Below are 26,154 nucleotides of genomic sequence, written 5' to 3' on the forward strand. Positions count from 1 at the left end.
GCGGATCTGCCGGTCATGCGCCGCCAACTTGCCGGAAATCGGCCAGATCATGCCCGAGACATTCAGGGCAAGGATATCGCCCCCGTCAGGCGGGCCGCGGCAGCCTGACGCGTTTCCATCGACTGGTCGGTAAAGGGATCGGTGAGCACACGGCCGAGGCTGCCCAGCCTGGTCTGCTCCCGGATCGCCGCAAGCGTTTCGCGGTCCCTGGTGCGCGGCAGAGGCGATTGGAACGGTTCCAGCTCGGCCTGCGCGTCGACGACCAGCGGATCGTCGGCCGATGGCGCGGGCCGTCCGACATGGATCGCCCGTGCGACCTCGGAAAGCCAGCGGCCATAAGCGGGAAAATGCTGCCCGGATGCCCGGGCCCGATCATAGGAAAACTGTCGAAACAACCGCACGCGCCGATCGATATAAGGTCCGGCCTCATCCGGCCGAATGACGAAGCGCGACCGCTGGGGCGAGAGAGACTGGGGCTCCGGTGACGGGGCGCATCCCGTCGCAGCCAGCATCGCCAGTACCAGCGACGACCCGAAGGAAACGAGTTTCATCGGCACATCATCCTTCCTGTTGCGTGCGCATCGAGCGGCATCAGTACGGCATCTCGGTCAATCCGGCCCGCCGCGCGGCCTCGTTCGCTTTCAGCTTCAGGGCAGCGATCTGCCCCTGTTTCAACACGCGCCGGGAAGCCGGCTCATCCGCGGAAAGTTCGAGCAACTCCTGTTCGGCAACCTGAACGGCGGTTATTGCCTCGGACAGGGCAAGATTGGACGAATAGCGTTTGGTCAGGTCGGTTTCGGTGTCACCCGCCTCGGCCTTGGCAGCCGCCTTGCGTGCTTTTTCAAGATCCGCATAGCTCGTCGCGGCACCCTTGATTCCTCCACCAACTGCGGACAGCGCTTCATCGGCCTGGCTCTCGCTGTCCAGGCTCGTATCCTTCAGCGTTGAATCCGGATACAACCCCACCTGAATTTTCGTTGTAGCCAGCGGCTGCCCTCGAACTCGAGTGCATAGGTGCGGGCCGGGTCGGCCAGCAACTCGGTCTTCTCGGCGACCTTCTGATATCCCTTGGGCGTGCGTTGATAGAGTTCGACGACGAACATGTCGCGCATCTTGAACGGCAGGCCGGAAATGGTCTTTTCGCCGCCGCGAAGCTCGGTCGTCCGGATGCTGGCCGCGCATCCGCAGAGCCCGATGACAAGCATGGTCGATGCGATGATTTTCATTTGCCGCATGGTCTGGCGTTCCTCACAAGAGCCTCACCGGTGCTCGGTCGGCGCAGGACGACGACGAATTCGCGGGCATCTGTTCCTTCCGTGTAGAACCAGTCGGCCGCCTTTGACTGTTTGATGCAGCTTTCCGAAACCCATGGTGTTTCCGGCAACGGCGCTTCGTCCTTGACGGTTGCGACCGCGATACCCTTCGCCGTGGTCAGACGGCTGATCAGCAATGTGTTCAGCCGCTCGCTTTCGTCGCGCAACACGAGATAATCGACGGTCGCCGCCTGACGCGCATCGCTTGGCGTGGAGGGGAGCTTGTCGAGCCTTCGCTGGATGTCGAGCATCCGTCTATATTCGTCGCCCATGCCGACCGCCGCGGCCTTTTCCGTCCGGATGACCTTGACCGTCGCATTCTCCTTCGGGTCGGTGCCGGGTGCCGCGACCAGCGCGTCGCGAACCGCCTTGCTTTCGCGGCGGTCGAGATCGGCAACACGGCGCTGAAGCCATTGTTCGGGTAGCAATTGCGCGGCCACGGTCAGGCTTTTGGCCAATGACGATGCGGATTTGATCTGGACGAGAATCTGTCCCGGATCGTCGCCGCTCAACTCTGCGGCTTCCAGCCCGGCGACGACCGGGGTGGCTATCGCGAGCAGAATCTCTTCTTCACTGGGCGGTGGCGCGCCATTCCCCGCCATTGCCACAGGAGGTGCCGCAGGGGGAAACTCAGCGGCAGGAAGAGCCAGGTCGCGAATGACATATTTCCGCTCATGGTCCTGCAAGCGCCGGATTGCCGCAGAGATGCGGCGTATGCGATCCGCATCCAGGTCCGTAATGGCCTTTTCCATGGCAGTTCGCGCGGCGTCGCGACCTGGCTGATAGCGCGCATCGGCGGCGACTCCCGGCGCTACGGCATTGCCGGGATCGGCAACAAATGCATCGAAAGCCTTGGTCGCCATTGCCGAAAGGCTGCCATTGCCCGAAACAAGTCCCTTCGCATCGTCCTGGAGATATTTGGCGGCCGCCTGATAACAGGCGGCCTCATCCGCAGAATTGGCGTAGAGGCTGGCGGCAACGTCACCCTTGTCCTCACCGTCCGCGTCCTTGAAATAGTCGAAACGCGCCTTGATCGCGGTGACCGCCATGGGTGTGCAATCCGCTGGAGCGCCGCTCGGCGTCGTGACTTTCACCTTGTCCAGTGCGCATGAAAGCATGCTCAGCCTGGTACCGCGGGCAGCGCAGTTGATGATGGTCTTTGGATCCTGCGCCAGGCCCGTCGTTGCCGCGAGCGCGCCGGCGACATCCGTCGTCAGTTTCAGTACAGAGACAATAGTCGGAACAAGTTGGTCCGTAGCGGAGGCCGTCAGACCCGAAAGTGCGCCATTGTCGCCCCAACTCGCCTTGAATCCGATACTGGCGAGCAAAGCGGGCGACATTCTCAAGCTGAAACGCTGCTCCGGATCCGGCTCATAGCTCAGGACGACAGAGTATTTCCCCTTATCGTCCTTTTGTGCCTTGAATACCGGCCTGGTCAGCATGAACGGTACGCCATTGGTCTTGGAATCAGCACCTAACGCGCCGTCCCGTGACAATCTGCTTCCTTTGAACGTCGAACATCCGGACAAAGCTACCGAAACGGTAGCAATTGCTAAAACTAATCTCATGACTATCCCCCCACGAGGAATCGAAAATATCACTATCCGATCCATCATGCCCCGAGCTATCATAGCATCGAGACTGTAGCCGTTACAATCTTATTGCTTCATTTTAACCGAGGATATGCCGCGATGCACAGGATCAGAGCGGTAATTTTCAGCCTGCTCCTGCTGTGCGGCAGCGGGTTCGTATCGAATGCAGCAAGGGCGCATGATTTTGAGGCTGCAGATTCGGGCCGAACCAACTCGATGGATCAATTCGAACTCGCCCTGAGTCTGGAGCCGCTTGAGAGCCCGGGCCGCATGAAGCTCTTTTCCTTTATCGCGACGCAGCACCTCTGGCCAAAGGCCGGCAAGAAGCTCCGCGTCTGCTTCTGGGACGTGGACAGCAGCTTTGATGCAATGAAGACAAAAATATCGACGCTCGCCGACATGCTGGTCACCAATCTGCCGCTCTCTTTCCAATGGAAGGAGGGCAATCAGTTCATTCCCTGTGCCGGCTCGCTGTCCGGCTATGATGTACGGGTATCCTTGAAAGCCGATCCGGCAAGGCTCGCGCCGGAGGATGTTGCGACATCATTCTTCGCAGTGATCGGCCGGATGGGAAGGCTCGACAGTCGCAAGGCGACGGTCAATCTGCCCTTTTCCCTTGCCGCGTCGAACGACTTCGTAAAGTCGCGCGTGCTTCACGAATTCTGCCATGTCCTGGGATGTCTGCACGAATATCAGCAGGGCCGGTGCGACAGCAGTTTCGATGGAGAGAAAATCAAGGAGATCGAGAAGCTTTCCGAAGCGCAGTACGAAGCAAAATATCTGCGGATTGCGGATTCCAGCATGGGCGCGAAAGCGTTCAGCAAATTCGATCCGGACTCGATTATGATGTACCGCTTCGCATCGTGGATGTTCCAGGGCGACCCGCCTGCATCGCCCTGTCTCAGAACGACCGACGTGACCAAGTTGTCGGGCGATGACGAGCGCGGCCTGGCCGCAGCCTATGGTCCCGCAGCCGATAAATCGGTGCCCAAGTCGATCGAAGGCTTCGTCACCATAGCGAACAAGCTGCGCGATCGATCGACCATGCTTCGCTTCAAGGCCGATATGCTGCGACAGAATACGAGCGCGGTCGAGTTCAGCGCGCTGAAGAAAATCGCCAGCCTGGAAACAAAGGCGAACGAGGTGGAAACGGAATTGGCCGGCTACGACCTGAAACCGGAAACGATCGCGGCGGTCAAACGCGGGATCGAACTGCTGCCTCGTTGACGCCATTGCTCCCGCGACATTGGCCAAGATTATCGACGCATTGATTCATTGACCAGTGCGCTCAGGCCGCAGCAACCTGCCGCTCCAGCCGCGCGATTACGCCGCTTAGGTTGTCGCGAGCGCGCTGCTCCCATTGATCAAAACCCCAATTGGTCAGGAACAACCGGTCGCGAGCGAGGAAATTACGCAGGATGCCCGCGCGTGCAGAGGCATAAACGCCGGCCTCGACATGCGCGTATTCCGCGCGGATCTGCCGGTCATAGGCGTCGAACACCACCGCCGGCTGGCCAAGGATCGACAGGTCGATATCGAGCAGGAGTGCGCCATCGGGGCAATCGACCATGTCCGGCGGCAAGTGACGGATCGTGGCGAGAATTGCCGCACCCGCGCGGGCGGTAGCGAGCGGACCGGCGAGCTCGGCCATCTCCGCTGCGCAGAGGGCCGCGCTCAGTTCCTCATTGCGGCCATGCGGTGCCTGCGGATCGTAGATCGCGTCATGCCACAGGATGAAGCCGGCACAGGCGACCGGATCGACCACCGGAACCGCATCGCCGATCGCCCGGTCGAGATGCGCCAGCATCGCCTGCGGGTGTTCCCAGGCGTGATAATGCCGCCAGGGTTCGCGGTAGCGGCGTTCCAGTGCTGCGAGCGGGGCCGCAGCAAGGAGCGTGGCGATCGCGGATCGAGAACTGGTGTCGCTCGCCATGATTGGCTCCAATGCCCTATGCCGCGCTCATGCCGAACATCGGCTTGACCGGTATGCGCAGATAATTGACTCCGTTCGCCTCCGCCGCCGGGAAACGCCCGGCACGGATATTCACCTGAATCGCGGGCAGCAGCAGCTTGGGCACCGACAAGGTCGCGTCGCGCGCCTCGCGCATTGCGACGAACGCGTCCTCGCCAATCTCGTCGCGGACATGGACGCTGCTGTTCCGCACCTCGCCCACCGTCGTTTCCCAGCGATATTCGTCACGCCCCGGCGCCTTGTAGTCATGACACAGGAACAGGCGTGTCTCCTCCGGCAGGCTCAGCACGCGACGGATCGAGCGATAGAGCTGGCGCGCGTCGCCACCGGGAAAGTCGGCGCGCGCAGTGCCGTAATCGGGCATGAACAAGGTATCACCGACAAAGGCCGCATCACCGATGCGATAGGCGATGTCGGCCGGCGTATGGCCAGGGACATACATCACCGTCACGTCGAGCTCGCCGATCGCGAACCGGTCGCCATCCCCGAACAGCCGGTCGAAGTCCGATCCGTCGATCGCGAGATCGTCGAACGCGAACATCGGCCGGAAGATCTTCTGCACATCGCGGATATGGTCACCGATACCGATTGCGGCGCCGGTCTTCGCCTTGATGTACGGCGCCGCCGACAGATGGTCGGCATGGGCGTGAGTCTCCAGCACCATGACGATGTTCCAGCTGCGCGCGGCGGCGCAAGCTAGGATTCGCTCGGCGGAACGGATATCCGCCTCGCCGCTCGCCAGATCGAAATCCAGCACCGGATCGATCACTGCCGCGTCGCCGGTTGCGGGATCGGCGACCAGATAGCTGATCGTGTTGGTCGGCTCGTCGAAAAAGGCTTCGATGATCGGGCTGGCGGACATCATGGCTCCCTTGATCCTTCCCGCGCCGCCGCAATAGGGCGCGTAAAGGCCGTCGCGCATGATGCCCGCCGCGCCCGCCGCGTTCAACCGGCGCGAAGGATCTTGATCAGCGCCGCGAGTTCCTGGTCCGCCAGCCCTGCCTGCCCGGCCTTGCCGAGCCAGCTATGCACCAGCGCCGGCAACTCGGTGTTGATGCCGAGCGTTTTCGAGGTGCGCAGGATGCGTTCGACCGCCGGGATCGAGATACGCAGCGGGCTTTCGGTGATGGCGAAATCCCCTGACTCGATCACCGCCGCTTCATGCTTGAAGAACGCACCGAAGCTCGGCGAAATCTGTTCGACGATCCCGCCGAACGTGGCGACGCTGATATCGACGGATTCGGCGATCCGCGCGCCGTGCAGGAACCCGCCGAACGCGCCATAGACATAGGACAGCGTAGCAAGATCCATGAACGCCGCGGCGTCGATGCGCTCGCCGAGATGGCTGGGATGCCCGGCCAGGATGGCGAGCAGCGGCAATGCCTCGGCAAACACCGCCGAGGGTCCGGAGATCAGGATCGGCGTGTCGTCCTGCCCCATCTGGCTCGGCGCGGCCTGGATCGCGCCGTCGAGATAACGCCCGCCATGCTGCGTGACATGGGCCTCGGCGTTGCGCGCATCCTCCGGGCTGCCGGTGCCGAGATTGATCATCAAATGACCGTCAAGCGCGGCCGGCACGCCGGGCGCGTTGAGGATCTCGTCCGCCGCCGCATAATCATAGACGCAGATCAGCGTCACCGGGCTCGCCGCAATCGCCGCCGCCGGGCTCGAGGCAAGCTGCGCACCGCCCGCGACAAGTCCGGGGGCCTTGTCCGCGCTGCGATTCCACAAGGTCACGGACTTGCCCGCAGCCAGCATCAACTCGCCCAGTTTCAGGCCCATCTGGCCCAGCCCGATGATCGTCACGTCGGTCATTTTCCATCTCCTCAAGTGGTCGCGGCGGAGATAGGAAAGTCACACTCGATCGAACAAGTACCGACTATTTTGTCAGGTACCTACCTTTTGGTATGTCAGGTTGGAATCATGGCGAAAAAAACTTATGCCTGCGGCATCGGCCCGGCCTTCGATGTGGTCGGCGGCAAGTGGAAAGCGGTCATCCTGTGGGAACTCAATGCCGGGCCGCTGCGCTTCGGCGAGCTCAGGCGCCGCGTGATCGGCGTGACCGAAAAGATGCTGATCCAGCAATTGCGCGAACTCGAACGCGATGAACTCGTCACCCGCACCAGTTTCAACCAGGTCCCGCCGCGCGTCGATTATGCGCTGTCCGACTGGGGCGTGACGCTCAACACCGCTTTGTCGAATGTCGCCGATTGGGGCGAGCATTATGCCAAGGCGATGGGGCGTTATCCGGGCTGAGGCAGGACCATCGCCGCGATCCGTGATCGCCGCTGTGCCTTGGCTTCGCCAGCCTGTAAGACAAGTGCGCTGCAGTGGCTCGAGAGATACTATCGATGACGAACGACGCACATGCCCCTTATTTTGCCGATCTGCAGAGCGCGCTGCGTCAACATGGCGTTGCCTGGCCGACCCTGGTGCTCGACCGCAATCGCATGCGGCGCAATGTCGAGCGGCTGACGGCGCTCATTGCACCGTCCAAACGCCTTCGCCTGGTCGAGAAATCATTGCCGGTGCCGTCGATGCTGGACGAGCTGATGCGATTGGCCCGAACCCAGGCGCTGATGGTTTTCCACGAGCCGCAATTGCGGCAGACCGCCTATCGCTTTCCCGACAGTGACATCCTGCTGGGCAAACCCATGCCCGTTCAGGCAGCGCGGCATTTCTACCTCCATCTTGGCAACACCCATTTCGACCCGGCCAGGCAGCTGCAATGGCTGGTGGATACGCCGGAGCGGCTGGATACATATCTGCAGCTCGCCAAGGGGCTGACCGTCCGCATGCGGATCAACATCGAGATCGATGTCGGGCTTCACCGCGGCGGCGTCACCGATCCGGCCATGCTGCAGGCCATGCTGCAAACCATTCGAGCGGCAGGCGATCATCTGCAATTTTCCGGGCTGATGGGGTATGACGCCCATGTCGGCAAAATTCCGTCGCTGGTCGAAAGCCGGAACACCAGTTTCAACAAGGCTAACCAAGCCTATACCGCCTTCAAGACCATCGCCTGCGCCGAGTTTTCCGAACTGAGCAAAGACATTTGCTGGAATGGCGCAGGGAGTCCGACGGTTGCTTTGCACAACAGCGACGAGTCGCCGCTCAACGACATCAGCGCCGGGGCGTGCCTGCTCAAGGGAACGATGTTCGACCTGGATCTTCTCGCCGATTTCGAACCGGCGATCTTTATCGCTTCCCCGATCCTCAAGGCATGGGACGGGACTCATCTCGCCGGTCCGCAATGGCTTTCCTCCTTGCTGTTCGGCGGACGGCAATCGCGCGAACGTACCTATTTCACCTATGGCGGCGACTGGCGCGGTGAGGTGTGTTCGCCCTCCAGAATCGTGCCGAACAAATGGTTCGGCGTCAGCTACAACCAGGCCATGTTCTCGGGCCCCAGACAACAAGCTCTGGCAGTTGACGACTGGCTCTTTTTGCGGCCGCATCAGTCGGAGGGCTCCCTGCTGCAATTCGGTGCGCTTCAGGTAGTGGAGGACGGCCGGGTAGTCGACGAATGGCTGCCCTTTACGGAATAGCCAGCGCGCCTCATTGGCGACGGATAAGGATAGATTGTCTTATCTATTTGATATATAATGATATAATATAGACTCACCGCCGAACATCGGCCCGAGATATGTTACATGCCCGGTGTAACATATCTCCCGCAGCCCCGTCGCTCCGCAGCGATTCAACCATCGCTTGGGATCGGGCATCTCATCGCTTGCGGACTGCTATCGGCAGCTCCTTCTTATTGTCGAAAATGGGATTGCCACAGCGTGACGCGCGTAATGGCTTCACACGGTGCCGAGTTTCTCCTTGACCGCGCCATGACTCATATATAGTCAAATGCCTATATAGATGAGAATCGATATATGGCACTGACCCGCGACCCGCTTGATGATATCTTCGGCGCCCTGGCCGACCCCACGCGCCGTGCGATCCTCGCGCGCCTGTCGCGTGGCGAGGCAACGGTGAATGAGTTGGTCGAGCCGTTCGGCCTCAGCCAGCCAACCATCTCGCAGCATGTAAAAGTGCTCGAACAGGCCGGGCTCGTCTCGCGCGGCCGCACCGCGCAGTTTCGCCCGGTGCGGCTCAATGCGCGCGGCATGGCCGAGGCCGATGCCTGGCTCGGGCATTACCGGCGCTTCTGGGAGGAGAGCCTCGAGCGGCTGGGTGACTATGTCGAAGAATTGAAAAACCGGAAAAAGGAGCAGCCCGAATGACAACCTATAACCGTATCAACGAAAATCGCGACGAACGCCGCGTGACGGTAGCGCGCGTCTATGACGCAACCGCTGACCTGCTGTTCGAGGCGCACACGACACCGGAACATTATCTCAACTGGTATGGCCCGCGCGACTGGCCGGCGACGCGGGTGGAGATGGATTTCCGGGTCGGCGGTGATATCCTGTTCGCACTGACTGGACCCGACGGCATTGAGGGTACGCCTTTTGGCGGCACCTATCTGGAAATCGAGCCGAACAGGAAGATCGTCTATACCAACGGATTCCTGAATTCGGATCAGGACAAGATGATCGTGACCATCCTGTTCGACGAACTCCACGGCAAGACCACGGTGACGGTGATCACCGACTTCACCAGCGAGGCGATGTGGCTGGAGCATGTCGATGGCGGCATTGCCACCGGCATGGCGTCGATCGCCGACCGTCTGGCCGATTATGTCGAGGTGCTGCTGAGCCGCTGAGCCCTGACCTTTCCTGATGCTATGGGGAGGGATCGACGCCCCTCCCCCGGCAGAGCAGGCGCCGGGAAACCCGGATGCACTTGTCGCTTGCCCGGCATCTGGCGACCTGCTTATCCCGACGGATGGAACCACTTTCCCCCGCGTACCTGTCGACGCTCGCCGCGCAACTGGCATCGCTCAGCGCGTTTCTCGGCGGCTTTGCGGCGACCTTCCTGGCGACCCTGTTGACGCTTGGTCATCAGAGCCGGCTGATGACGGTCACGATCAGCTTCGCGGTCATATCGTCAGTCGCGTTCATCGTCACGGTGGTCGCGGCAACCATGCTGACCGCGGTGCTTCATCCCGAAGCGCCGCGGCTCATGGCGACGCTCAGCGCATCCACGCCGCAGACCATCCTGACGCTAGGCTTTTCGCTCGGCACGCTGTCGCTGCTCGCCAGCCTTGGCTGCAGCGGCTGGGCACGGTCGCGCAGGATCGGCTGGATCACCACGATCGTCGCACTGATTGGTGCGGTGTTCATTATCGGCATGACGGTCCGGGTGAGCTGATCGAAGCCGGTCAGGTCTGATCCATCATCAGCACGGCACGCCGGATCGGGTCGCTTCCCGCCGCGCACTCCCGCGCCGCCTCGTCACTGATCCATTCGCGGAAGCGGGCGATCTTGCCGCTGCGCTGGCGCGTGACCGGGAAGGTCAGCCAGAAGGAACGCCCGGTATCGATCACCAGATCATGCGCCAGGATCAGGCGGCCGGCCCGGATCTCGTCGGCGAACAGCAAGGGCGATCCCATCGCGATGCCGTGACCGGCAAGCGCCGCCGCCATGTCGAGATGTTCGGCCGACAGCGTGGTGCCGAAACGCTCGGGCGGCGCCGCATCGGTGATCCCGAGCGCACGGTGCCACAAGGCCCACCAGTCGGGGCGGCCGAGCAGCGGCACCGTCGGGAGCCGGCGCGGGCTGCCGAGATCGGCTGCCGCCCCCTGCAGCGCCGGCGCACAAAGCGGCGCGAAGATGCTCGGCATCAGCTTCACCGTGCGCAAGCCGGGCCAACGGCCATGGCCGTTGCGGACCGCCGCGTCGAAGCCGCCGGCGCCAAGGTCGTGCGCCTCGGCCGACAGATCGAGGTCGACCATGATCTCCGGATGCTGCGCGCGAAAGCGGCCGAGCCGCGGCGTCAGCCAGCTTGTGCCGAAAGTCGGCAAGGTGGTGATCGACAGCTTCCGCTCATCCGCCTCGGCCGCGCGCACAAAAGTGGCGCGCAGCGCGGCAAAGGCGGCGATCGTTTCCTCTGCGACGACCGCGCCGGGCTCGGTCAGCTCGACGCGCTGGGCATGGCGGCGGAACAGGGTGACGCCGATCTGCGCTTCGAGCTGGCGGACATGATAGCTGACCGAGGCCGATGAGGTGCCCAACTCCGCCGCCGCGCGGGTGAAGCTGCCGAGCCGAGCCGCGCATTCGAACGCGCGGATCGAGGCGAGCGAGGGGGAATCGGTGCGGATCGACCATAAGTCTGACTTAGCCTCTCTCCGCTATCTTCGCATAGCCAGTGATCGCCCTGCCCTGTCATTCCAGGCGCATCACGAGCGGTTTCGAAAGGACGCTATCTTGACCGAGCCATTCTTCTGTACGCGCCGCGGCGTGCTTGCCGGCATGGCAATGGCTGGCGGCGCTGCGCTGATTCCCGGAAGAACCGCACTGGCGTTGCCGGGCGCCGCGGCGGCGCATGCGCATGACTGGGACTGGCTGCGTGGCACCTGGGACGTGTCGCACCAAAGGCTGAAGAAACGCCTCGCCGGCAATAATGACTGGGAAGAATTTGCCGGCAAAAGCGTGTTGTGGACCACGCTCGGCGGACTCGGCACGATCGACGACAATGCGCTCGACCTGCCCGGCGGAACCTATCGCGGGCTTGGCATCCGCGCGTTCGATCCAGCCAGCGGGACCTGGTCGATCTGGTGGCTCGACGGGCGCAATCCGACGCGGATCGACGCACCGGTCCGCGGCGGCTTCCACGGCGATGAGGGCGAGTTCTCCGGCCCGGACCTGTTCGAGGGTCGTCCGGTCATCGCACGATTTCGCTGGCACGAGATCCATGGCGCCCGGCCGCATTGGGACCAGGCGCTGTCGGCGGATGGCGGCAGGACCTGGGAGATCAACTGGCGCAATTACTTCACCCGCACCGCGGCGACGCCCGCGCCCTTGCCGGCGCGGACCGACACCGCACCCGGCGCGGGCGACTGGGATTTTCTGGCCGGCAGCTGGACGGTACGACACCGCAAGCTCGCGCAGCGGCTGGTCGGCAGCAATGACTGGGTCGAGTTCGATGGCACCTTTACCAACTGGCCGGTGCTTGGCGGGCGCGGCAATGTCGGGGACAATGTGATGAACGTGCCGGGCGCGCCGTACCGCGGCATCGGCCTGCGCGCGCTCGACGGCGATACCGGCGAATGGACCAGCTGGTGGCTGGATGGCCGCACACCCGCCACGATCGCCGCACCGGTCCGCGGCAAGTTCGCCGACGGCACCCGCATGCTGATCGGCGACGACGAGCATGACGGAAAGCCGGTCAAGGCACGGATCATCTGGTCGCGCATCACCCCCGGATCGGCGCGCTGGGAACAGGCGCTGTCGGCCGATGGCGGCGCGACCTGGGAGGTCAACTGGACCAGCGACTTCACGAGGGTCGCATGAGGCGCGCATCCCGCATCGCCGCGGCGATCGGCCTGATCGCCACGCTGGGCGGCGCAGCCGCCCCACACCGGCCGGGCATCGAGATCGTCGGATCCGCGGAGCTCTTCGCGCCGGGCATCGCCTCGACCGCGTCATCGGAAGTACGCCTGACGATCAGTCCCGATGGCCGCACCGCCTTGTGGTTCAGCCGCAACCGCCCCGGCGGCGCGGGCGGTTACGACATCTGGATATCGCGCCTGGTGGATGGGCGGTGGGCGCAAGCGCAGCCGGTGCCGTTCAATTCGCCGACGCGCGACTTCGACCCGGCTTTCTCGGCCGACGGGCGCCATGTCTATTTCTGTTCCGACCGGCCCGGCGGGCTGGGCGGCGACGATGTCTATCGTGTCGCCGTGACGCGCGACGGCTTCGGGCCGGCCGAGGCGCTGGGGCCGGGCGTCAACAGTCCGGGCAATGAGTTCGGACCGATGCTCTCGCCGGATGGCGCCACCCTGCTCTTCTCCAGCAACCGTCCGGGCGGTGCGGGGCGGTACGACCTGTACACCGCGCGCCGCCAGCGCGACGGTTTCGCAGCCGCACGCCCGCTGGCGGGCGCGGTCAACGGCGGCGCGGACGAGTTCGACGCGACTTTCCTGGCGGACGGCAAGACGATCGTCTTTGCGCGCGCCGGCGACATGCAGGTCGACCGGGTCGACCTGTTCCAGGCGTCGCCGGTACGGGGCCGATATGATGCGGGCACGATCCTGCCGGCCAGCGTCAACATGCCAGGCAAGGACAGCTATGGCCCGATGCTCGACTGGTCGCAGCCCGACCGGCTGCTGTTCAGCGGGCAGCGGGCGGGCGCGACGTCGATGGAGCTGTACCTCGTCCGCTATCGGCCGAGATAGCGGCGCCCGTTATTTGGTGGCGTATTGCCCGGCTTCGGCGCCGAAATTGTCGCGCGCGAAGACCTTTGCCGCGGCGGCGGTCTTGAACACTTCGTCCTGCAGCGTCGCGGTGACGATCGGATAATTCTGCGAATTATAGCGTGTGTGGCGCACGGTGAGGCGAAACTGGCCGGTTTCATCCTTGTTGATCAGGAACGGGCGCACGGGGATTCTCGACATCGGTCTTCTCCATCTCGGCCGCGGGTTCCCGTTCGTACGTGCAGCGATCGCGCCGGCGGGCGGTCGGGAACGGCAAGGACGGAAGCGATGGTCGCGGGCCAGTAAAGCGGGAGCACAAACCGGCCCTCAGTCGCGGCATGCTCAAGGCTATGCGCCGGCGATGACCGGACCATAGCCGCTGGCGCGCGGTTTGGCGAGCGACTGGCGGGAAAAGACTAGGGCGCATCCGCCGCGACGGGGAAATCGCTGCGCCACAGGTCGAGCCGCGTATCGCCCGGGCCGCATGCCGCCGACCAGTAGAATGCGCCCGAGGGCGACGTGGACGGGCCGATGTTCAGCCCGGCCGAGCAGTTGATCGCCGCCGGCAGCACGCCATCGACCTGCCAGCCCCCCGCTCCCCCGTCCTTGCCCCCCTTGCCTTCCTTGTGCGCCGCATAGAGCCGCGTCCCCTTGTCCCCTGCCGCATCGCCGCGCGCGAAGACGATGTGCCGCGCATTGCCGAGGAAGGTCGCGTCGAAATCATCCTGCGCGCCGTTGACCGCGGGCCCGAGCGCGACGGGCGTGCCGATCCTCCCGCCCCGCAGCGGCGCGATGAACAGATTCTGCCCGCCGCGCAGCCCGTGGCGATTGGAGGAGAAGAGCAAGGCGGTCCCGTCGGGCGAGACCGACGGCGCCCATTCGTCGCCGGGCGTGTTGACGCGGGGCCCGAGATTGCGCGGCACGCCATAAGCGCGCGTGGCGGGATCGAAGGCGACCCGGTACAGATCGTCGCCGCCCGCGCCGCCGGGCCGGTTGGAGAAGAAATAGACCCATTTGCCGTCGGGCGAGAAGGACGGGTCGAAATCATTGGCCGAGCCATTGAACGACACCGCGACCGGCGCGCTCCACGCGCCGTCGAACCGCCAGGATTCGACGATCTCCAGCCCGCTGCCGGGCGTGCGGTTGACCATGCCCCACAGCATGTGCCGCTCGTCCGGCGAGATGGCGAGGCGGACATCGGACACGGCGGTGGAGAAAGGCAACCGCTCGATGCGGGCCTGAGGCGCGGGGGCCTGGGGTGCGGGTGCCCGAGGCGCGGGAACCGGGCGCGCGGCGGCATGCTGCGCGCTGCCCCCCGCCGCGGCGAGCAGGAGCAACGCTGGAACGATCTTCGGCATTGGCGGCATCACCCTCTCCTCTTCGGCATCCCGTCCCCGATCCCGCGCCGGGGCACAACGGATCGCGGATCTCTTTCACATCCCCGACACGATCTCATCGTATCGCGGCATATCCGATCGCGGCGCATCCTGTCGCGCCCGCACCGCCCGAGCGGTTTCTTTTTGCCGCCCGGTGCGGGATTTCGGAACGGCCGCGTTAAAGAAATACTCCATGGTGGCTGATCATTGTTCGGCTTCCCCTCAATCCTGTTTTGGCGGACGGTATCCGGATGAGCGACCACCGACTCGATCCACTGTCTGCAAGACAGCGCGAATGTTTGCGCCTGGTCGGTCAGGGCAAGCGCACCAAGGATATTGCCCGCCTGCTCGGGCGATCGCACCACACCATCCACCGCGAGATCGAGAACGCCACCCGCCTGCTTGGCGCCGCGACCCGGTTCGACGCCGCGGAGATGATCCGCGGCCGGCCCGAAAGCGATGACGAACCCTTCGTCAACGAACCGCACGACCTTGCCGCCCCGCGCGATTTCACCGCACACCGGCCCCAGCAACCACCGCCCGGCGGCGGGGCGCGGCAGGCCGGGTTCGATGCGGTGCGGGAGGACTATGTTCCCTTCATCCATTCGACCACCGGCACGCCGCCCCCATCCCGGGCCGAGCAGGAAAGGGCCGGCCTGTATGACCTGATCGACCGGCACCGGATGATCGTGTCGATCATCGCGACCGTCCTGCTCGCCGCGCTGGTGGCGGGCTTTCTGGCCATCGCGCATGAGCTGCAGCAGCTCCTGATCGGCTGGACCTATCCGTCACACTGAACAGATCAGCCGCGCCCCCGCGCGGCGGGGAGATAGCTATGCTCAATCAACGTCTGGCCGCGGCACAATCGGTCGCCGACGCCTTCCGTCCCGCCGAAGAAGCCATCGACCAGGCCGCCATTCTCGCCACCCGCTGCCTCGCCACCATGATGGAGGCGCGCGCCCTGTCCGGCGTCCCGATCGCGACGGGGCTGGACGAACTGGCCCGGATGCTGGCACTGTCCACCCGCCTGATCGAGGCGCGCCGCGACGTCATTTCGCTCCACCCCGATCTCGCCGCGATACGCGATGCCGTCGGGCTGCGGGCATGGTTCGGCGACAGCGACGAGTGTTCGCCAGTCGACCATCCAAAAGCGCAAGGTCTTCACGCAATAGGGTGACAGTCGACGGCGCGGGTGTTACAGTCCGCGCCATCGATGATGCGGACCGCCATCTTTCTGGCGCTGTTGATCGCCGCCTGCTGCTACGCCGTTAGACGCGGCGGAGCCCCGGAGCGCATTGTCGCCTTTGCCTTTCTTGCCGCTTATGTATTGACGATCGCCGTTCGATCTTCGCGGCCGGAGCGTTATTTTGATATAGAGACAGGAGTATTCATTGTTGATGTATTACTCTTCTTTATTGTGCTCGCCGTCATGCTCACTGCAAACAGGGTTTGGCCGATATGGATGACCGTGCTCATGATGATGGCGGTGGGGGGACATATCGCCAAGTTGCTCGACCCCGCCGTCATCCGAACCGTGTATCAGATCATGCTCTCCTTCTGGGGATGGCCGGCGGTGGTGCTGCTGATTCTCGCGACGTGGCGCCACCAGCGTCGCGTGGCGCTGAACGGTGCCGACGCATCCTGGAGGCGATCATTGCGCGCGGCGCCTCGGTCGATCCTGCGGCCACCGCAGGCCGGCTGATCGCGGAGTTCGGCAGCCTGCCGCGCGTGCTCGCGGCGACCCGCCGCGCGCAATTGCGCGCCTCGGGCCAGGACGTCCCCGCGATCGGCGCGATCGCCGCCTTCCGCAACGCGATGCGCCACGCGCTGCGCACCGACCTGCAGGAACGCCCGCTGCTCCCCAACATGACGGTGGTGATCGATTATCTGCGGTCCGAGATGGGCTATGCCGGGCATGAGGTGTTCCGCGTCCTGTTCCTCGACGCGCGCCACCGGCTGATCCGCGACGAGGTGATGTGGACCGGCACGGTCGACCAGTGCCAGGTGCATATCCGCACCATCGTCAAGCGCGCGCTGGAGCTTGACGCGAGCGGCCTGATCCTCGTCCACAACCACCCGTCGGGCGATGTCACGCCAAGCCTGTCGGACAAGGAACTGACCCGGTCGATCGCCGCCGCGACCCGCACGGTCGGCGTGTTCGTGCTCGACCATGTGATCATCGGCAGCACCGGCCATGCGAGCATGGTCGACCTGGGATTGTGGTGAGGCGCGGCCCGACCATAGGGTAGCCCTCGGGGCTGGCCGATCCTTGCGCGCCCGCAATGCCAGTTGCGGTTTAGCTGTTTTCTCCGAGTTTTACTGGTTGTCGGCGCGTCTCAGGGACGAACTTCCGCTTGTCAGGATGTCATGAGCGAGCTGGCGTTATTGAATAACAGCCCGATTTTCGATTGAAACAATCATTTTGGCCTCTGGATTAAGTCGAGCGGACCGTACCCGTACTTTCATGATTGGAAAGAGCATGAGGCCCGACATGGATGTTGTACGCAGCGATGCTGACAAAATTGGCTGTCGCACTGGATCTCCGCCGATGCATCTCGGCCTCGGTGCATGCACCTTTCGTCACTTCGGCCATGATTTGCGGAGTAATGGTCCACTTCGGATATAATGCTGGCTCTACAGTATCGTTTGTTCCTCAATTGTTCTATGTCATCCCGACGCCGATTCGATCGGAGCGGGGGAGCAGAATGCGGGACAGATCCAGATTATTGACTGGTGCTGCAGGCCTGGCGCTGATCAGCGGCGCCGCGATCGCGTTGGCGCAGGAAACGACAGTCTATCGATATGATTCGCTCGGTCGGCTGATCGGCAGTTCGATTGCCGGCGGAACCAACGACAGCCGCCGGACGGGCACCTGTTTCGATGCGGCGGGCAATCGGGTGCGGTACGATGTCGCGACGGCGGCGCCGGCGGCATGCCCCGGACAACCAACACCGACACCGACGCCCACCCCGACGCCCACTCCGACACCGACACCAACGCCGACCCCCACCCCGACGCCGGCACCGAGCTTCGCGATTGCCGCCGCCCCTGCCGTCAGCGAGGGCGGCATTCTTGTTTATACAGTGACCAAGACCGGCGCGACGTCGTCGAGCTTCGATGTCGATTTCTCCACCGCGAATGGAACGGCCGGTGCCGGGTCGGACTATGTCGCAACCAACGGCACGCTGAGCTTTGCGCCAGCCGATACTAGCAAGACCGTCAGCGTTGCCACGATCGACGACGCGAGCGTCGAATCCGCCGAAACGGTGCTGGTCAATTTGCTCAATGTATCAGGGGATGCCACCATTACGACCGCCCAGGCATCGGGCACGATCAATGACAATGACGTCGCCGCACCGCCGCCAAGCTTCGCCATTGCCAATGCGCAGGCGGTGACCGAGGGCGGCACCCTTGTCTATACGGTGACGAGGACCGGCGCTGCCGCATCGAACTTCACGGTCAATTTCGCGACCGCGAACGGTACGGCCACCGCCGGATCGGATTATAGCGCGGCGAGCGGCACGCTGACCTTCACCCCGGCCGACACCAGCAAGACCGTCAATGTCGCGACGATCGACGATACAAGCGTCGAATCCGCCGAAACGGTGCTGGTCAATCTGTCTGCTGCATCGGGTGGCGCAACCATCACCACGGCCCAGGGATCGGGGACGATCAACGATAATGATGTCGGCAACCAGCCCCCGGTGGCGGTCGCGGACGATGCGGGCACGATCATCCGATGTGGCGCAAAGCCCTTCAACGTCATTGCCAACGACACAGATCCGGAGGGCAATTATCCGCTGACGCTGACCTCCGTCTCGACCACGGATACGCTGGTCGTTTCGGTGGTGAGCAGCACCACGGTCCAGATCGCCAACTATGTTCCAGCGGGGCAGGATTATGGGACGGGAGGCATCAAGACCTTCACCTACACGGTGTCCGACAGCCTAGGCGCAACATCGACCGGAACGGGCAGCATCAATGTCAGCGGCGGCCTTTTCCAATGTCTTGGCGGCGGAACGGATTAGCCGTTTTGATTTGAACGACCTATTATTTTGACGGGGCGACGCATGACGAAAACGGGCTTTGAACAGGGTCGGGCATATGATCGATCTGTTCGGTTGAAGATCAGCCCTGCTCTTCGGGCAAGAGCAATGCTTTTGCTGGGTGTTTCCCTGCTGGCGAGCACGGCGGCGCATGCCGAGGCGCCAGCAGTCGTGATCGCCAAGGCGCCGATCGTTTCGCCGGCCACCGCGCTCAGCTATTATGGCAGCCCGGCAAGCCCAGCGGCGGCCGCGACGCGCGACCCGGTTATCCAGGAACTGGCGCGCTCGCTTCGTTACGACATCGATCGCATCTTCGAACATGTCCGCGACCATGTCGAGTTCGTGCCGATCTTCGGCGTGCAGAAGGGCGCGCGTGGTGTGGTTCTCGACGGCTACGGGACGGCGTTCGACCAGGCGCAGTTCCTGGTCGAGGCGCTCCGGGAAAGCGATGCGGCCGGCGGACGACAATATAATCCAAGCTATGTGATGGGCCAGATCACCCTGTCCGCAAGTGATTTCACGAGCTGGACCGGAGTTGCGGATGCAGCCATCGCGACCAAGCTGCTCGCCAATGGCGGCATCCCTGCAACCGTCACAGGGAGCGGCAACAGCTTCACGGTGACGATGGAGCATATCTGGGTCAAGGCGACGGTCGGCGGTACCGCCTATCTGTTCGACCCAAGCTTCAAGCAGCACGTGGCCGTGGCTGGCCTCAACTGGAAGGCGGCGACAGGTTATGCCAAGACCGACCTGCTTGCCGCCGGCGGCGGCGCGAATGCGACCGTGGTCGACGGGTTCAACGATACCGCCTTTCGCCAGAAACTGACGACTTACCGAGCCAATGCCGAAGCGTTCATCGCGACCAATGCGGCAGGCAAGCGGGCCGATGCGCTGGTCGGTTACCGCGACATCGTCCCGCATCCGCAAACCGAGAACCGGCGTACGGCCCTACCCTATGCGGTCGGCGCGCCGGACCGGCTATGGGCGGGGCAGATTCCCGACATATTCCGGGCATCGTTCAGCGTGGCGCTGAATGGCGTTTCCTACGGCACCTATTTCGCAGACACGGTCGGTGAGCAGACGCGGCAGTTCAATTATTATTTCAACACCGGATCGAGTACGTTTCAGTTCTCCGGCGTCACCCCGCTTCTGCCGGTGATCGAGGGGAGTTTCGACGGCGAGTGCGCCAATTATCTGGGTGGCCAGGCAAGCGTGGCCCCGGCGATCGTCAGCATCGCGATCAACCACCCCTATGCCGCCAATGCGGGAGGCTATGCCGACCGGACACTGTCAAAGCAGCTCGTCGCCCAAAGGTGCGGCGGCGGCTCCTTCTTCGTTACGAACGACTGGGGCTATACGGGCACGGGCACGGCGAGCCGCATGGCCCTGGCGAGCGAACGCCTGAGCCTGACCACCGGCAGTTCGCAGACGATGATGATCGGGCGGACGTTGACGAATGTCGCCGGCCAATATTCGCGATTTCTCGATCTGGCGGGGCGAGCGCAGAATAGCTCCTTTCTGGTCCACGACCTGATCGGCCTGCATACGATCGACGAAGCGGCGCAGAAGCTGGAGCCCACCGGCACCTATCAGACCTATACCGTCAACAGCATGCTGACGATGGATTTCGAAGCCGCGGTCAGCGCGCTTTCGATTGACGGGACGCAGGATGCTGGAGCGGCTTTCACCGCAGGGCTGGGCTTGTCGCTCGCGGAAGGCGCGGTTCCGCGCCAGGAAACCGACGCGGTCTATGACATGGCGGCGGTCAATCTGCTGACCCAGCAACAGGCGCGCGCGCCATCGGGCGATATCTATCCCACCTATCTGGCAACACCGGCGACATGGAGTTCGGTCAAGACGCAGCTGTCGGGCGATTATCCGCCCGCCGCCGTCAATGAGATGCAGGGTTACATCAATGAAGGTTATTCGCTGCTGGCGCCAAGGCATGGGAGTTTGCGCCAGCCGAGAATCTCCGTCACCGATAGTGGTGTTACGCGAACGGCAAGCCTGATCGAAGGGTTGCCGATCACCGCAACCAGCCCGGGACCGGAGCTGACCAGATCCGCTTTCCTGGCCTGGAAAGCCACCGGCTCGATCGCGGATCGCGTCGCCCTGGTCATTTATGATCCGCGCCATGGACGTATCCTGAAGGGCGGTGTCGGGGTTGCGAAGGATCCATTGTCGCAATCGATCCGGTCGCCCGATATCCCTAAAGCGGAGAGTGCCGCTTCGCTGCGCAGCGCGACCAGCATCGATGGCAAATCGGGGGCGTTCAGCTATGCACCACCGCCCGACCTGGTCGACGGAACGGGTGATTTTCCGAGATCGCTGAGTTTCCAGCGTGCCTATGACCAGAATGAAGCGGGGAATTACGGTCTCGGTTTTGGCTGGAAGACCAACTGGAACCAGACGGCCGCGCTTTCCAACAATGGCGAGGCGGCACTTGGTGGCGCTGGAGCACAGGCGATCGGCAGCGCGCTGGTGGCGATCCAGGCGCTGGGCGAGTTGACGGCGACCCAGGACGCACAGCATCTCTATGCGGCAGCGCAGGTGGTCGCCTGGCTTGGCGATCAGAGCATCAACAACAGCGTGGTGGTCACACCGGGCCTCGACAAGCCCAAGACATTCTACCGCCAGGCGAACGGCAATTTCGTCAGTGCGGATGCCGACGGCGAAGTCCTGGTGCAAACCGGCACGCCGATAACCGGGATCATCAATCGCCGGCTCTATCACCCGGTGACCATCGCCTATACCGATCGCGGCGGCTCCATACGAACCTATCCCCATGGTATGGCGGGGTCGTCGCTGACCGCCTATCTGTCGAGCCCGTCTATTGCCGGCCTGTTTTCGCCCAAGGCGCTGCGGCTTTCGACCTGGTCCTTCCCGACCGGCGTCAAGATTTCGACATTCTATTACAACACGCTGGCATCACCGGAGGTGGTGGGTCTCTATTCGGTGACCAACAATCTGGGTGCATCGATCATTGCCGATCCCGCACCCGACGCCGGATCGGGAACCCGGCAACCGGTCTGCACCAACACCGGCACCAACAGCGACACGCTCACCTGGCTGCCGGCCAGGCCCGCGACCACTCATTACAAAACATCCGGAAATGTGAGTTTCACGGTCACGATGGGCGCGCAGGTCATCTACAATCCCACCAACATCAACTTCGAATATGGCTGTAATAAAGGCCAGCCCTTCGCGGATTTGGGCGATTTCCAAAAACCGGTCATCGCCTATCGCGGCACCTCCAACGTCATCTCGTCGACCGATAGTGCCGGCGCGACATGGGCTTATGGATTGACCCGGGTCGGTGAGAGCAATCCCTATTATTATGGCGGCTATGTAGTGGTTGACCGCCTGTACAAGGCAAGCAATGCAACCAATCCGGCATTGGCGCTGAGCTATGGTCAGGATGCAAATGTCCGCTCGCTCACCGATCTGAACGGCAAGTCATGGACCTATTATTCGAGCCCGTTCCGGTCGGAGACACTGAGTCCGACACAGGCGGCGACCAACCCGGCCAATGGCGCGGTCACCTATTATGACCGATGGGGCCAGGGAGTGCGGTCGGTCGATCCGCTGCTGCGGACCACGACCACGCGGTATGACGATGTCGGACGCGTCGCCGAAACCTATGCGCCGGAGGGCAATAGCGAGTTGATCGGCTATGACGCGCGCGGCAATGTCGTGCAGCGGACGCAGCGCGCCAAGCCGGGGACAGGGTTGCCCGACCTGGTACAGAAGACCGGCTATGTCGGCGGGCCGACGCTGGCGACCTGCACCAGCCTGACGACGTGCAACAAGCCGGCGTATGAGATCGATGCGCTCGACCATCGCATAAGCTACAGTTGGGACGCGACGCATGGGCAGTTGCTGACGGCGAGTTCGGGGCTGAATGCGGCGGGTACCTGCCTGCTCGCCGGTGGAACCTGCCCGGTCACGACGATCGGCTATGGCAGTTTCGCCGGAACGGCGCCGCTGGGCGGGACGCTGTACCTGCCGATATCGAAGCAGGAACCGATCGCGACGGGCAGCACCACGACCACCAGTTTTGAATATGACGCTGCCAACAAGTTCGCGATGAAGGGACACGTGGTCGATAGCGGCGGACTTGCCCTGCGCACCTGCTACAAGTTCGATGCCGCCGGGCGGTTGATCGCGAAGACCGATCCCAATGCGGGGCTGACGTCATGCCAATGAAGTTGATCCCGTCATCGGTGCGCGCATGCCGCCGCGCGATACTGGCGACATCGCTCGCCTTCGCCGCCGTTTCCGGCTGGACCGGCACGGCGCAGGCGCAATCGGCCGCGTCACCCTATACCACCGGCTATCGCTGGGATGGCGAGGGGCGGCTGACCGGCGTGATCCAACCGGATCCGGACGGTGCCGGTCCGCTGCTCTTTCCCGCGGTACGCTATACCTATGATGTCGACGGACAGCTGACCAAGACCGAGACCGGTACGCTGGGATCATGGGCGGCGGAGACAGTGGCGCCGGCGAGCTGGAGCGGGTTCACCGTCTATCAGACGATGCTGGTCAGTTACGATCCGGGCGGCAACAAGATCGAAGAGCGTATGCTCGGCGACGACGGCAGCGTCCAGAGCGTGACCCAGACGAGCTATGACGAGGACGATCGCCCCAATTGCGTGGCGACACGGATGAACCTGGCGGCGATCCCGGCGCTGCCGACGAGCTACAGCAAGACATTTGCCTGTACGCTCGGGACGACCGGCAGCGATGGCGAGGACCGGATCACCCAGACGCTGTACACAGCGGCAGGCGAAGTGCGGCAGATCCGGAAGTCGGTCGCGACGATCGCTCCGGCGCTCGAGCAGGCCTATGTCACCTATGGCTATACGCTGAATGGCAAGCAGGCATCGGTGACAGATGCCAATGGTAACAGCGCGGCCTATAGCTATGACGGGTTCGACCGTCAGGTGGCCTGGTTGTTTCCGTCAAAGACGGTAAGCGGCACGACCGCGCCTTGCACGATCGGCACGATCAGCGAAGCGAGCGGCATCACCGGCCCGGCGGAAACCAGCAGCACGGGGGATGATTGCGAGAAATACGCTTATGACCGCGGCGGCAACCGCGCGAAGCTGATGAAGCGCGACGGGCAGGTCATCCGATACAGCTATGACGTGCTCAACCGGAGAGCGGTGAAGGATATTCCCGGCGGAACGGCGATCGACGTCTATTACGGCTATGATCTGCGCGGGCTTCAACTTTATGCGCGGTTCGGGTCGAACACCGGCCAAGGCGTCACCAACGGCTATGACAATGCCGGGCGGCTGATCTCGAGCCTGACCGACCAGGGCGGGACGGCGCGTACGCTCTCCTATCAATATAATGCCGACGGCAAGCGCACCCGCGTGACGCATCCTGACGGCAATTACTTCGTCTATGACTATGACGGGCTCGACCGGGCGACCGCGGTCCGGGAGAATGGCGCGACGACTGTTGCGACAATCGCTTACGACAATCAGGGCCGGCGCGCAGGAAGCACGCGTGCAGGAGTGACGACGGGGTACGGCTATGATCACGCCGCGCGATTGGCGAGCATTGCGGACAATCTCGCCGGAACAGCGAGCGATGTGACCAGCACGTTCGGCTATTCGCCGGCGAGCCAGATGACCAGCAGGATACGCACCAATAATAGCTATGCGTTCGCCAGCTATCCGAGCACTCCGATCAGCCGTCCCTATACGGTCAACGGGCTCAACCAGTATACCGGCGGCTTCAGCTACGATGCGAACGGCAATCTGCTTGGCGACGGCGCGGGCAATAGCTTCGGATATGATGTCGAGAACCGGCTGGTGTCGCGAACGGGCGCCACGACGACGGCGGCACTTGCCTGGGACCCGATGGGTCGGCTGTACAAGGTATCGGGCACGACCAGTTCGCCGAGCGCGACGACCGACACACTTTTCCTCTACGATGGTGATGAGCTGGTCGCGGAGTACAGCGCTGCCGGCGCGCTGCTGAGACGCTATGTGCATGGCCCGGCCGAGGATGATCCGCTGCTCTGGTATGAGGGGGCAGGCCTGACCGATCGCCGCAGCTTGCAGAGTGATCATCAGGGCTCGATCATCTCGACGGCCAATGCGGCCGGCGCGCTGATCGCGATCAATGCCTATGACGAATATGGCATCCCCAATGGCTATGGCACCGCAGCGCCGGGGCAGTTCGGGCGGTTCCAATATACCGGCCAGGCCTGGCTGCAAGAGCTTGGTATGTACCACTACAAGGCACGGATTTACTCGCCGAGCCTAGGGCGATTCCTGCAGACCGATCCCATCGGGTATGACGATCAGGTCAATCTCTATGCATATGTTGCGAATGATCCTATGAATAGAATGGATCCAGATGGCCGAGAGTCCGGAAGTGTAGGCTATAAAACAGCACTTTCTCTCGCCGAGGCGATGAAGGATAACCCACCTCCTCCAGAGTCCTTAGAGCTGGCTCAATATGTTCCTCTTTCTGGGCCTGCGATTAGGATACTCACGGCAATATTCGGACCTTCCGTCCCTTCTTCTCCAGTGGTACCGAGAGGCCCAGCACTAAAGCCGTCCACGCTTCTGCCTGGACCGCATGCAGGAAACTCTATCCCCGCACGTGGTCCTGAGCGCGATTTTACGCCCAGCGAAAGAGAGGCGACTAATCGCAATATGAGAGATACAGGGTGTCACACATGTGGAACGAGAAAGCCGAAAACGCCTAGCGGTAATGCTATTCCAGATCATCAGCCTCCGTCTGCTTTAAATTCGAGCGGATCCCCTCAACGGCTCTATCCTCATTGTGCTTCATGCAGCAGGCGTCAAGGAGGTGAAGTTACTCAGGAAATCATGAAACGGAGACGAAAGGAAACCAAGAGATGACTAGAAATATACTGTACTCAGTACCCAATGGTATTGTATTTATATACGATCCAAATATGATTATTGATGTACCACCAGACACAGGCGCAGGGCCAATTCTTTATACTGAAAACTGCATATCAGTATGGACCGCTCATGAAGATGATGAACAAGTTGAATTATCTATATCTTCGGAATCGGAATACATTAAGGAAGAAATTAGGTTCTCCGGATATATTAAATCCGATAGTGGTAAAATATCATTCAACGATTCTAACGTTAGGGAAATTATCAGTATAGATGCAATTAAAGGCATTAATAAAATTAAAGTATTTTCCAATGATTCATTTTATCCTACCAAAATCAAGTTCATTTTAAATTAAAATACTAATATGCTCACTATGATTTAAATGTATCATAGATACAAAATAACTATTGAGTTATGCATTTACAATACTAATTAATTAATGTTATTCCTTAAATGTTTATAGCGCAAACTCATATGCCTTCCCATAGAAAAAACCTTGACCATCTGCGAGACTTTGAAGAAAATAAAGTATTTTACTATGGATACAGCTATCTCCAAGGCAATTTTGCGCAAGTTACAGTATAAATATGAAGGCTATTAGAATTTCATGGAAGCCTAGCGATCGAGAAGTGGAATCTATCGTCAATTTGAACAGC

Annotated in this window: 26 protein-coding genes; 16 read left to right on the top strand and 10 right to left on the bottom strand. The window is 62.2% G+C overall.

Annotation, left to right across the window (positions count from 1 at the left end; genetic code table 11):
* Window positions 1-62 precede the first annotated feature (62 nt).
* From H3Z74_RS15945 to H3Z74_RS15960, 4 genes are read right to left on the bottom strand one after another with little or no spacing between them, the layout of a single operon-like run.
* Window positions 63-551: a hypothetical protein gene (locus tag H3Z74_RS15945; protein ID WP_187760575.1), complete on the bottom strand. Its 489-nt coding sequence runs from the start codon at window positions 549-551 to the stop codon at window positions 63-65.
* 40 nt (window positions 552-591) lie between these two features.
* Window positions 592-966 carry a hypothetical protein gene (locus tag H3Z74_RS15950; RefSeq protein ID WP_187760576.1) on the bottom strand — a complete coding sequence of 125 codons (375 nt, stop codon included), beginning with the start codon at window positions 964-966 and terminating at the stop codon, window positions 592-594.
* On the bottom strand, window positions 939-1,235 hold the full coding sequence (locus H3Z74_RS15955; RefSeq protein ID WP_187760577.1) for a hypothetical protein: 297 nt from the start codon (window positions 1,233-1,235) through the stop codon (window positions 939-941). Before H3Z74_RS15955 ends, H3Z74_RS15950 begins: the two co-directional genes overlap by 28 nt.
* Entirely contained in the window at window positions 1,223-2,809 is a 1,587-nt protein-coding gene (locus H3Z74_RS15960; RefSeq protein WP_187760578.1) for a hypothetical protein, read from the bottom strand. Before H3Z74_RS15960 ends, H3Z74_RS15955 begins: the two co-directional genes overlap by 13 nt.
* Before the next feature lie 312 nt (window positions 2,810-3,121).
* Between H3Z74_RS15960 and H3Z74_RS15965 the strand changes: the two genes are divergently transcribed.
* Window positions 3,122-4,132, top strand: a complete 1,011-nt coding sequence (locus H3Z74_RS15965; protein WP_229726622.1) for a zinc metalloprotease — start codon at window positions 3,122-3,124, stop codon at window positions 4,130-4,132.
* A 61-nt stretch (window positions 4,133-4,193) separates the two neighbouring features.
* On the opposite strand, the gene H3Z74_RS15970 is transcribed toward H3Z74_RS15965, so the two are convergent.
* The 3 genes from H3Z74_RS15970 to H3Z74_RS15980 all read right to left on the bottom strand — a co-directional run bounded on the left by H3Z74_RS15970 (window position 4,194) and on the right by H3Z74_RS15980 (window position 6,692).
* A complete protein-coding gene (locus H3Z74_RS15970; protein WP_187760580.1) occupies window positions 4,194-4,838 on the bottom strand; it encodes an HD domain-containing protein in 645 nt (214 codons plus the stop codon).
* Between the two features lie 16 nt (window positions 4,839-4,854).
* Window positions 4,855-5,739, bottom strand: a complete 885-nt coding sequence (locus H3Z74_RS15975) for an MBL fold metallo-hydrolase (RefSeq protein ID WP_187764362.1) — start codon at window positions 5,737-5,739, stop codon at window positions 4,855-4,857.
* 83 nt (window positions 5,740-5,822) lie between these two features.
* Window positions 5,823-6,692 carry an NAD(P)-dependent oxidoreductase gene (locus H3Z74_RS15980; RefSeq protein WP_187760581.1) on the bottom strand — a complete coding sequence of 290 codons (870 nt, stop codon included), beginning with the start codon at window positions 6,690-6,692 and terminating at the stop codon, window positions 5,823-5,825.
* 108 nt (window positions 6,693-6,800) lie between these two features.
* On the opposite strand from H3Z74_RS15980, the gene H3Z74_RS15985 reads away from it, so the two are divergent.
* The 5 genes from H3Z74_RS15985 (at window position 6,801) to H3Z74_RS16005 (ending at window position 10,142) form a co-directional block, all read left to right on the top strand.
* Window positions 6,801-7,133 carry a winged helix-turn-helix transcriptional regulator gene (locus H3Z74_RS15985; protein WP_187760582.1) on the top strand — a complete coding sequence of 111 codons (333 nt, stop codon included), beginning with the start codon at window positions 6,801-6,803 and terminating at the stop codon, window positions 7,131-7,133.
* A gap of 194 nt (window positions 7,134-7,327) precedes the next feature.
* Window positions 7,328-8,425: an alanine racemase gene (locus tag H3Z74_RS15990; RefSeq protein WP_229727091.1), complete on the top strand. Its 1,098-nt coding sequence runs from the start codon at window positions 7,328-7,330 to the stop codon at window positions 8,423-8,425.
* A 336-nt stretch (window positions 8,426-8,761) separates the two neighbouring features.
* A complete protein-coding gene (locus tag H3Z74_RS15995) occupies window positions 8,762-9,112 on the top strand; it encodes an ArsR/SmtB family transcription factor (RefSeq protein WP_187760584.1) in 351 nt (116 codons plus the stop codon).
* A complete protein-coding gene (locus H3Z74_RS16000; protein WP_187760585.1) occupies window positions 9,109-9,594 on the top strand; it encodes an SRPBCC family protein in 486 nt (161 codons plus the stop codon). The genes H3Z74_RS15995 and H3Z74_RS16000 overlap by 4 nt, the downstream gene beginning before the upstream one ends.
* 122 nt (window positions 9,595-9,716) lie before the next feature.
* Window positions 9,717-10,142 (top strand): hypothetical protein, encoded by a 426-nt coding sequence (locus H3Z74_RS16005; RefSeq protein WP_187760586.1) that lies wholly within the window; start codon window positions 9,717-9,719, stop codon window positions 10,140-10,142.
* 10 nt (window positions 10,143-10,152) lie between these two features.
* On the opposite strand, the gene H3Z74_RS16010 is transcribed toward H3Z74_RS16005, so the two are convergent.
* Window positions 10,153-11,091: a LysR substrate-binding domain-containing protein gene (locus H3Z74_RS16010; protein ID WP_187764363.1), complete on the bottom strand. Its 939-nt coding sequence runs from the start codon at window positions 11,089-11,091 to the stop codon at window positions 10,153-10,155.
* 106 nt (window positions 11,092-11,197) lie between these two features.
* Between H3Z74_RS16010 and H3Z74_RS24460 the strand changes: the two genes are divergently transcribed.
* Together H3Z74_RS24460 and H3Z74_RS16020 are read left to right on the top strand one after the other, a co-directional pair.
* Window positions 11,198-12,283, top strand: coding sequence for a hypothetical protein (locus H3Z74_RS24460; RefSeq protein WP_229726624.1), 1,086 nt, complete (start codon window positions 11,198-11,200; stop codon window positions 12,281-12,283).
* On the top strand, window positions 12,280-13,167 hold the full coding sequence (locus tag H3Z74_RS16020) for a TolB family protein (RefSeq protein ID WP_187760587.1): 888 nt from the start codon (window positions 12,280-12,282) through the stop codon (window positions 13,165-13,167). The genes H3Z74_RS24460 and H3Z74_RS16020 overlap by 4 nt, the downstream gene beginning before the upstream one ends.
* 9 nt (window positions 13,168-13,176) lie before the next feature.
* On the opposite strand, the gene H3Z74_RS16025 is transcribed toward H3Z74_RS16020, so the two are convergent.
* Entirely contained in the window at window positions 13,177-13,386 is a 210-nt protein-coding gene (locus H3Z74_RS16025; RefSeq protein ID WP_034159594.1) for a hypothetical protein, read from the bottom strand.
* A 215-nt stretch (window positions 13,387-13,601) separates the two neighbouring features.
* Window positions 13,602-14,552, bottom strand: coding sequence for a TolB family protein (locus H3Z74_RS16030; protein ID WP_187760588.1), 951 nt, complete (start codon window positions 14,550-14,552; stop codon window positions 13,602-13,604).
* A 260-nt stretch (window positions 14,553-14,812) separates the two neighbouring features.
* Between H3Z74_RS16030 and H3Z74_RS16035 the strand changes: the two genes are divergently transcribed.
* From H3Z74_RS16035 to H3Z74_RS16070, 8 genes are all read left to right on the top strand, one after another.
* A complete protein-coding gene (locus tag H3Z74_RS16035; protein WP_187760589.1) occupies window positions 14,813-15,358 on the top strand; it encodes a helix-turn-helix domain-containing protein in 546 nt (181 codons plus the stop codon).
* A 38-nt stretch (window positions 15,359-15,396) separates the two neighbouring features.
* A complete protein-coding gene (locus H3Z74_RS16040) occupies window positions 15,397-15,738 on the top strand; it encodes a hypothetical protein (RefSeq protein WP_187760590.1) in 342 nt (113 codons plus the stop codon).
* 39 nt (window positions 15,739-15,777) lie between these two features.
* A complete protein-coding gene (locus tag H3Z74_RS16045; RefSeq protein WP_187760591.1) occupies window positions 15,778-16,263 on the top strand; it encodes a hypothetical protein in 486 nt (161 codons plus the stop codon).
* Window positions 16,158-16,787, top strand: coding sequence for a JAB domain-containing protein (locus H3Z74_RS16050; protein ID WP_187760592.1), 630 nt, complete (start codon window positions 16,158-16,160; stop codon window positions 16,785-16,787). The genes H3Z74_RS16045 and H3Z74_RS16050 overlap by 106 nt, the downstream gene beginning before the upstream one ends.
* A gap of 479 nt (window positions 16,788-17,266) precedes the next feature.
* Complete coding sequence (locus tag H3Z74_RS16055; RefSeq protein ID WP_229726625.1) at window positions 17,267-18,589, top strand: Calx-beta domain-containing protein; 1,323 nt, start codon at window positions 17,267-17,269, stop codon at window positions 18,587-18,589.
* Between the two features lie 126 nt (window positions 18,590-18,715).
* Complete coding sequence (locus tag H3Z74_RS16060) at window positions 18,716-22,813, top strand: RHS repeat protein (RefSeq protein WP_187760594.1); 4,098 nt, start codon at window positions 18,716-18,718, stop codon at window positions 22,811-22,813.
* Window positions 22,804-25,491 (top strand): RHS repeat domain-containing protein, encoded by a 2,688-nt coding sequence (locus tag H3Z74_RS16065; RefSeq protein ID WP_187760595.1) that lies wholly within the window; start codon window positions 22,804-22,806, stop codon window positions 25,489-25,491. Before H3Z74_RS16060 ends, H3Z74_RS16065 begins: the two co-directional genes overlap by 10 nt.
* Window positions 25,488-25,853, top strand: a complete 366-nt coding sequence (locus tag H3Z74_RS16070) for a hypothetical protein (RefSeq protein ID WP_187760596.1) — start codon at window positions 25,488-25,490, stop codon at window positions 25,851-25,853. The genes H3Z74_RS16065 and H3Z74_RS16070 overlap by 4 nt, the downstream gene beginning before the upstream one ends.
* The last annotated feature ends 301 nt before the right edge of the window (window positions 25,854-26,154 follow it).

It is taken from the genome of Sphingomonas alpina (assembly GCF_014490665.1).
GTDB classification, from domain to species: Bacteria; Pseudomonadota; Alphaproteobacteria; order Sphingomonadales; family Sphingomonadaceae; genus Sphingomonas; species Sphingomonas alpina.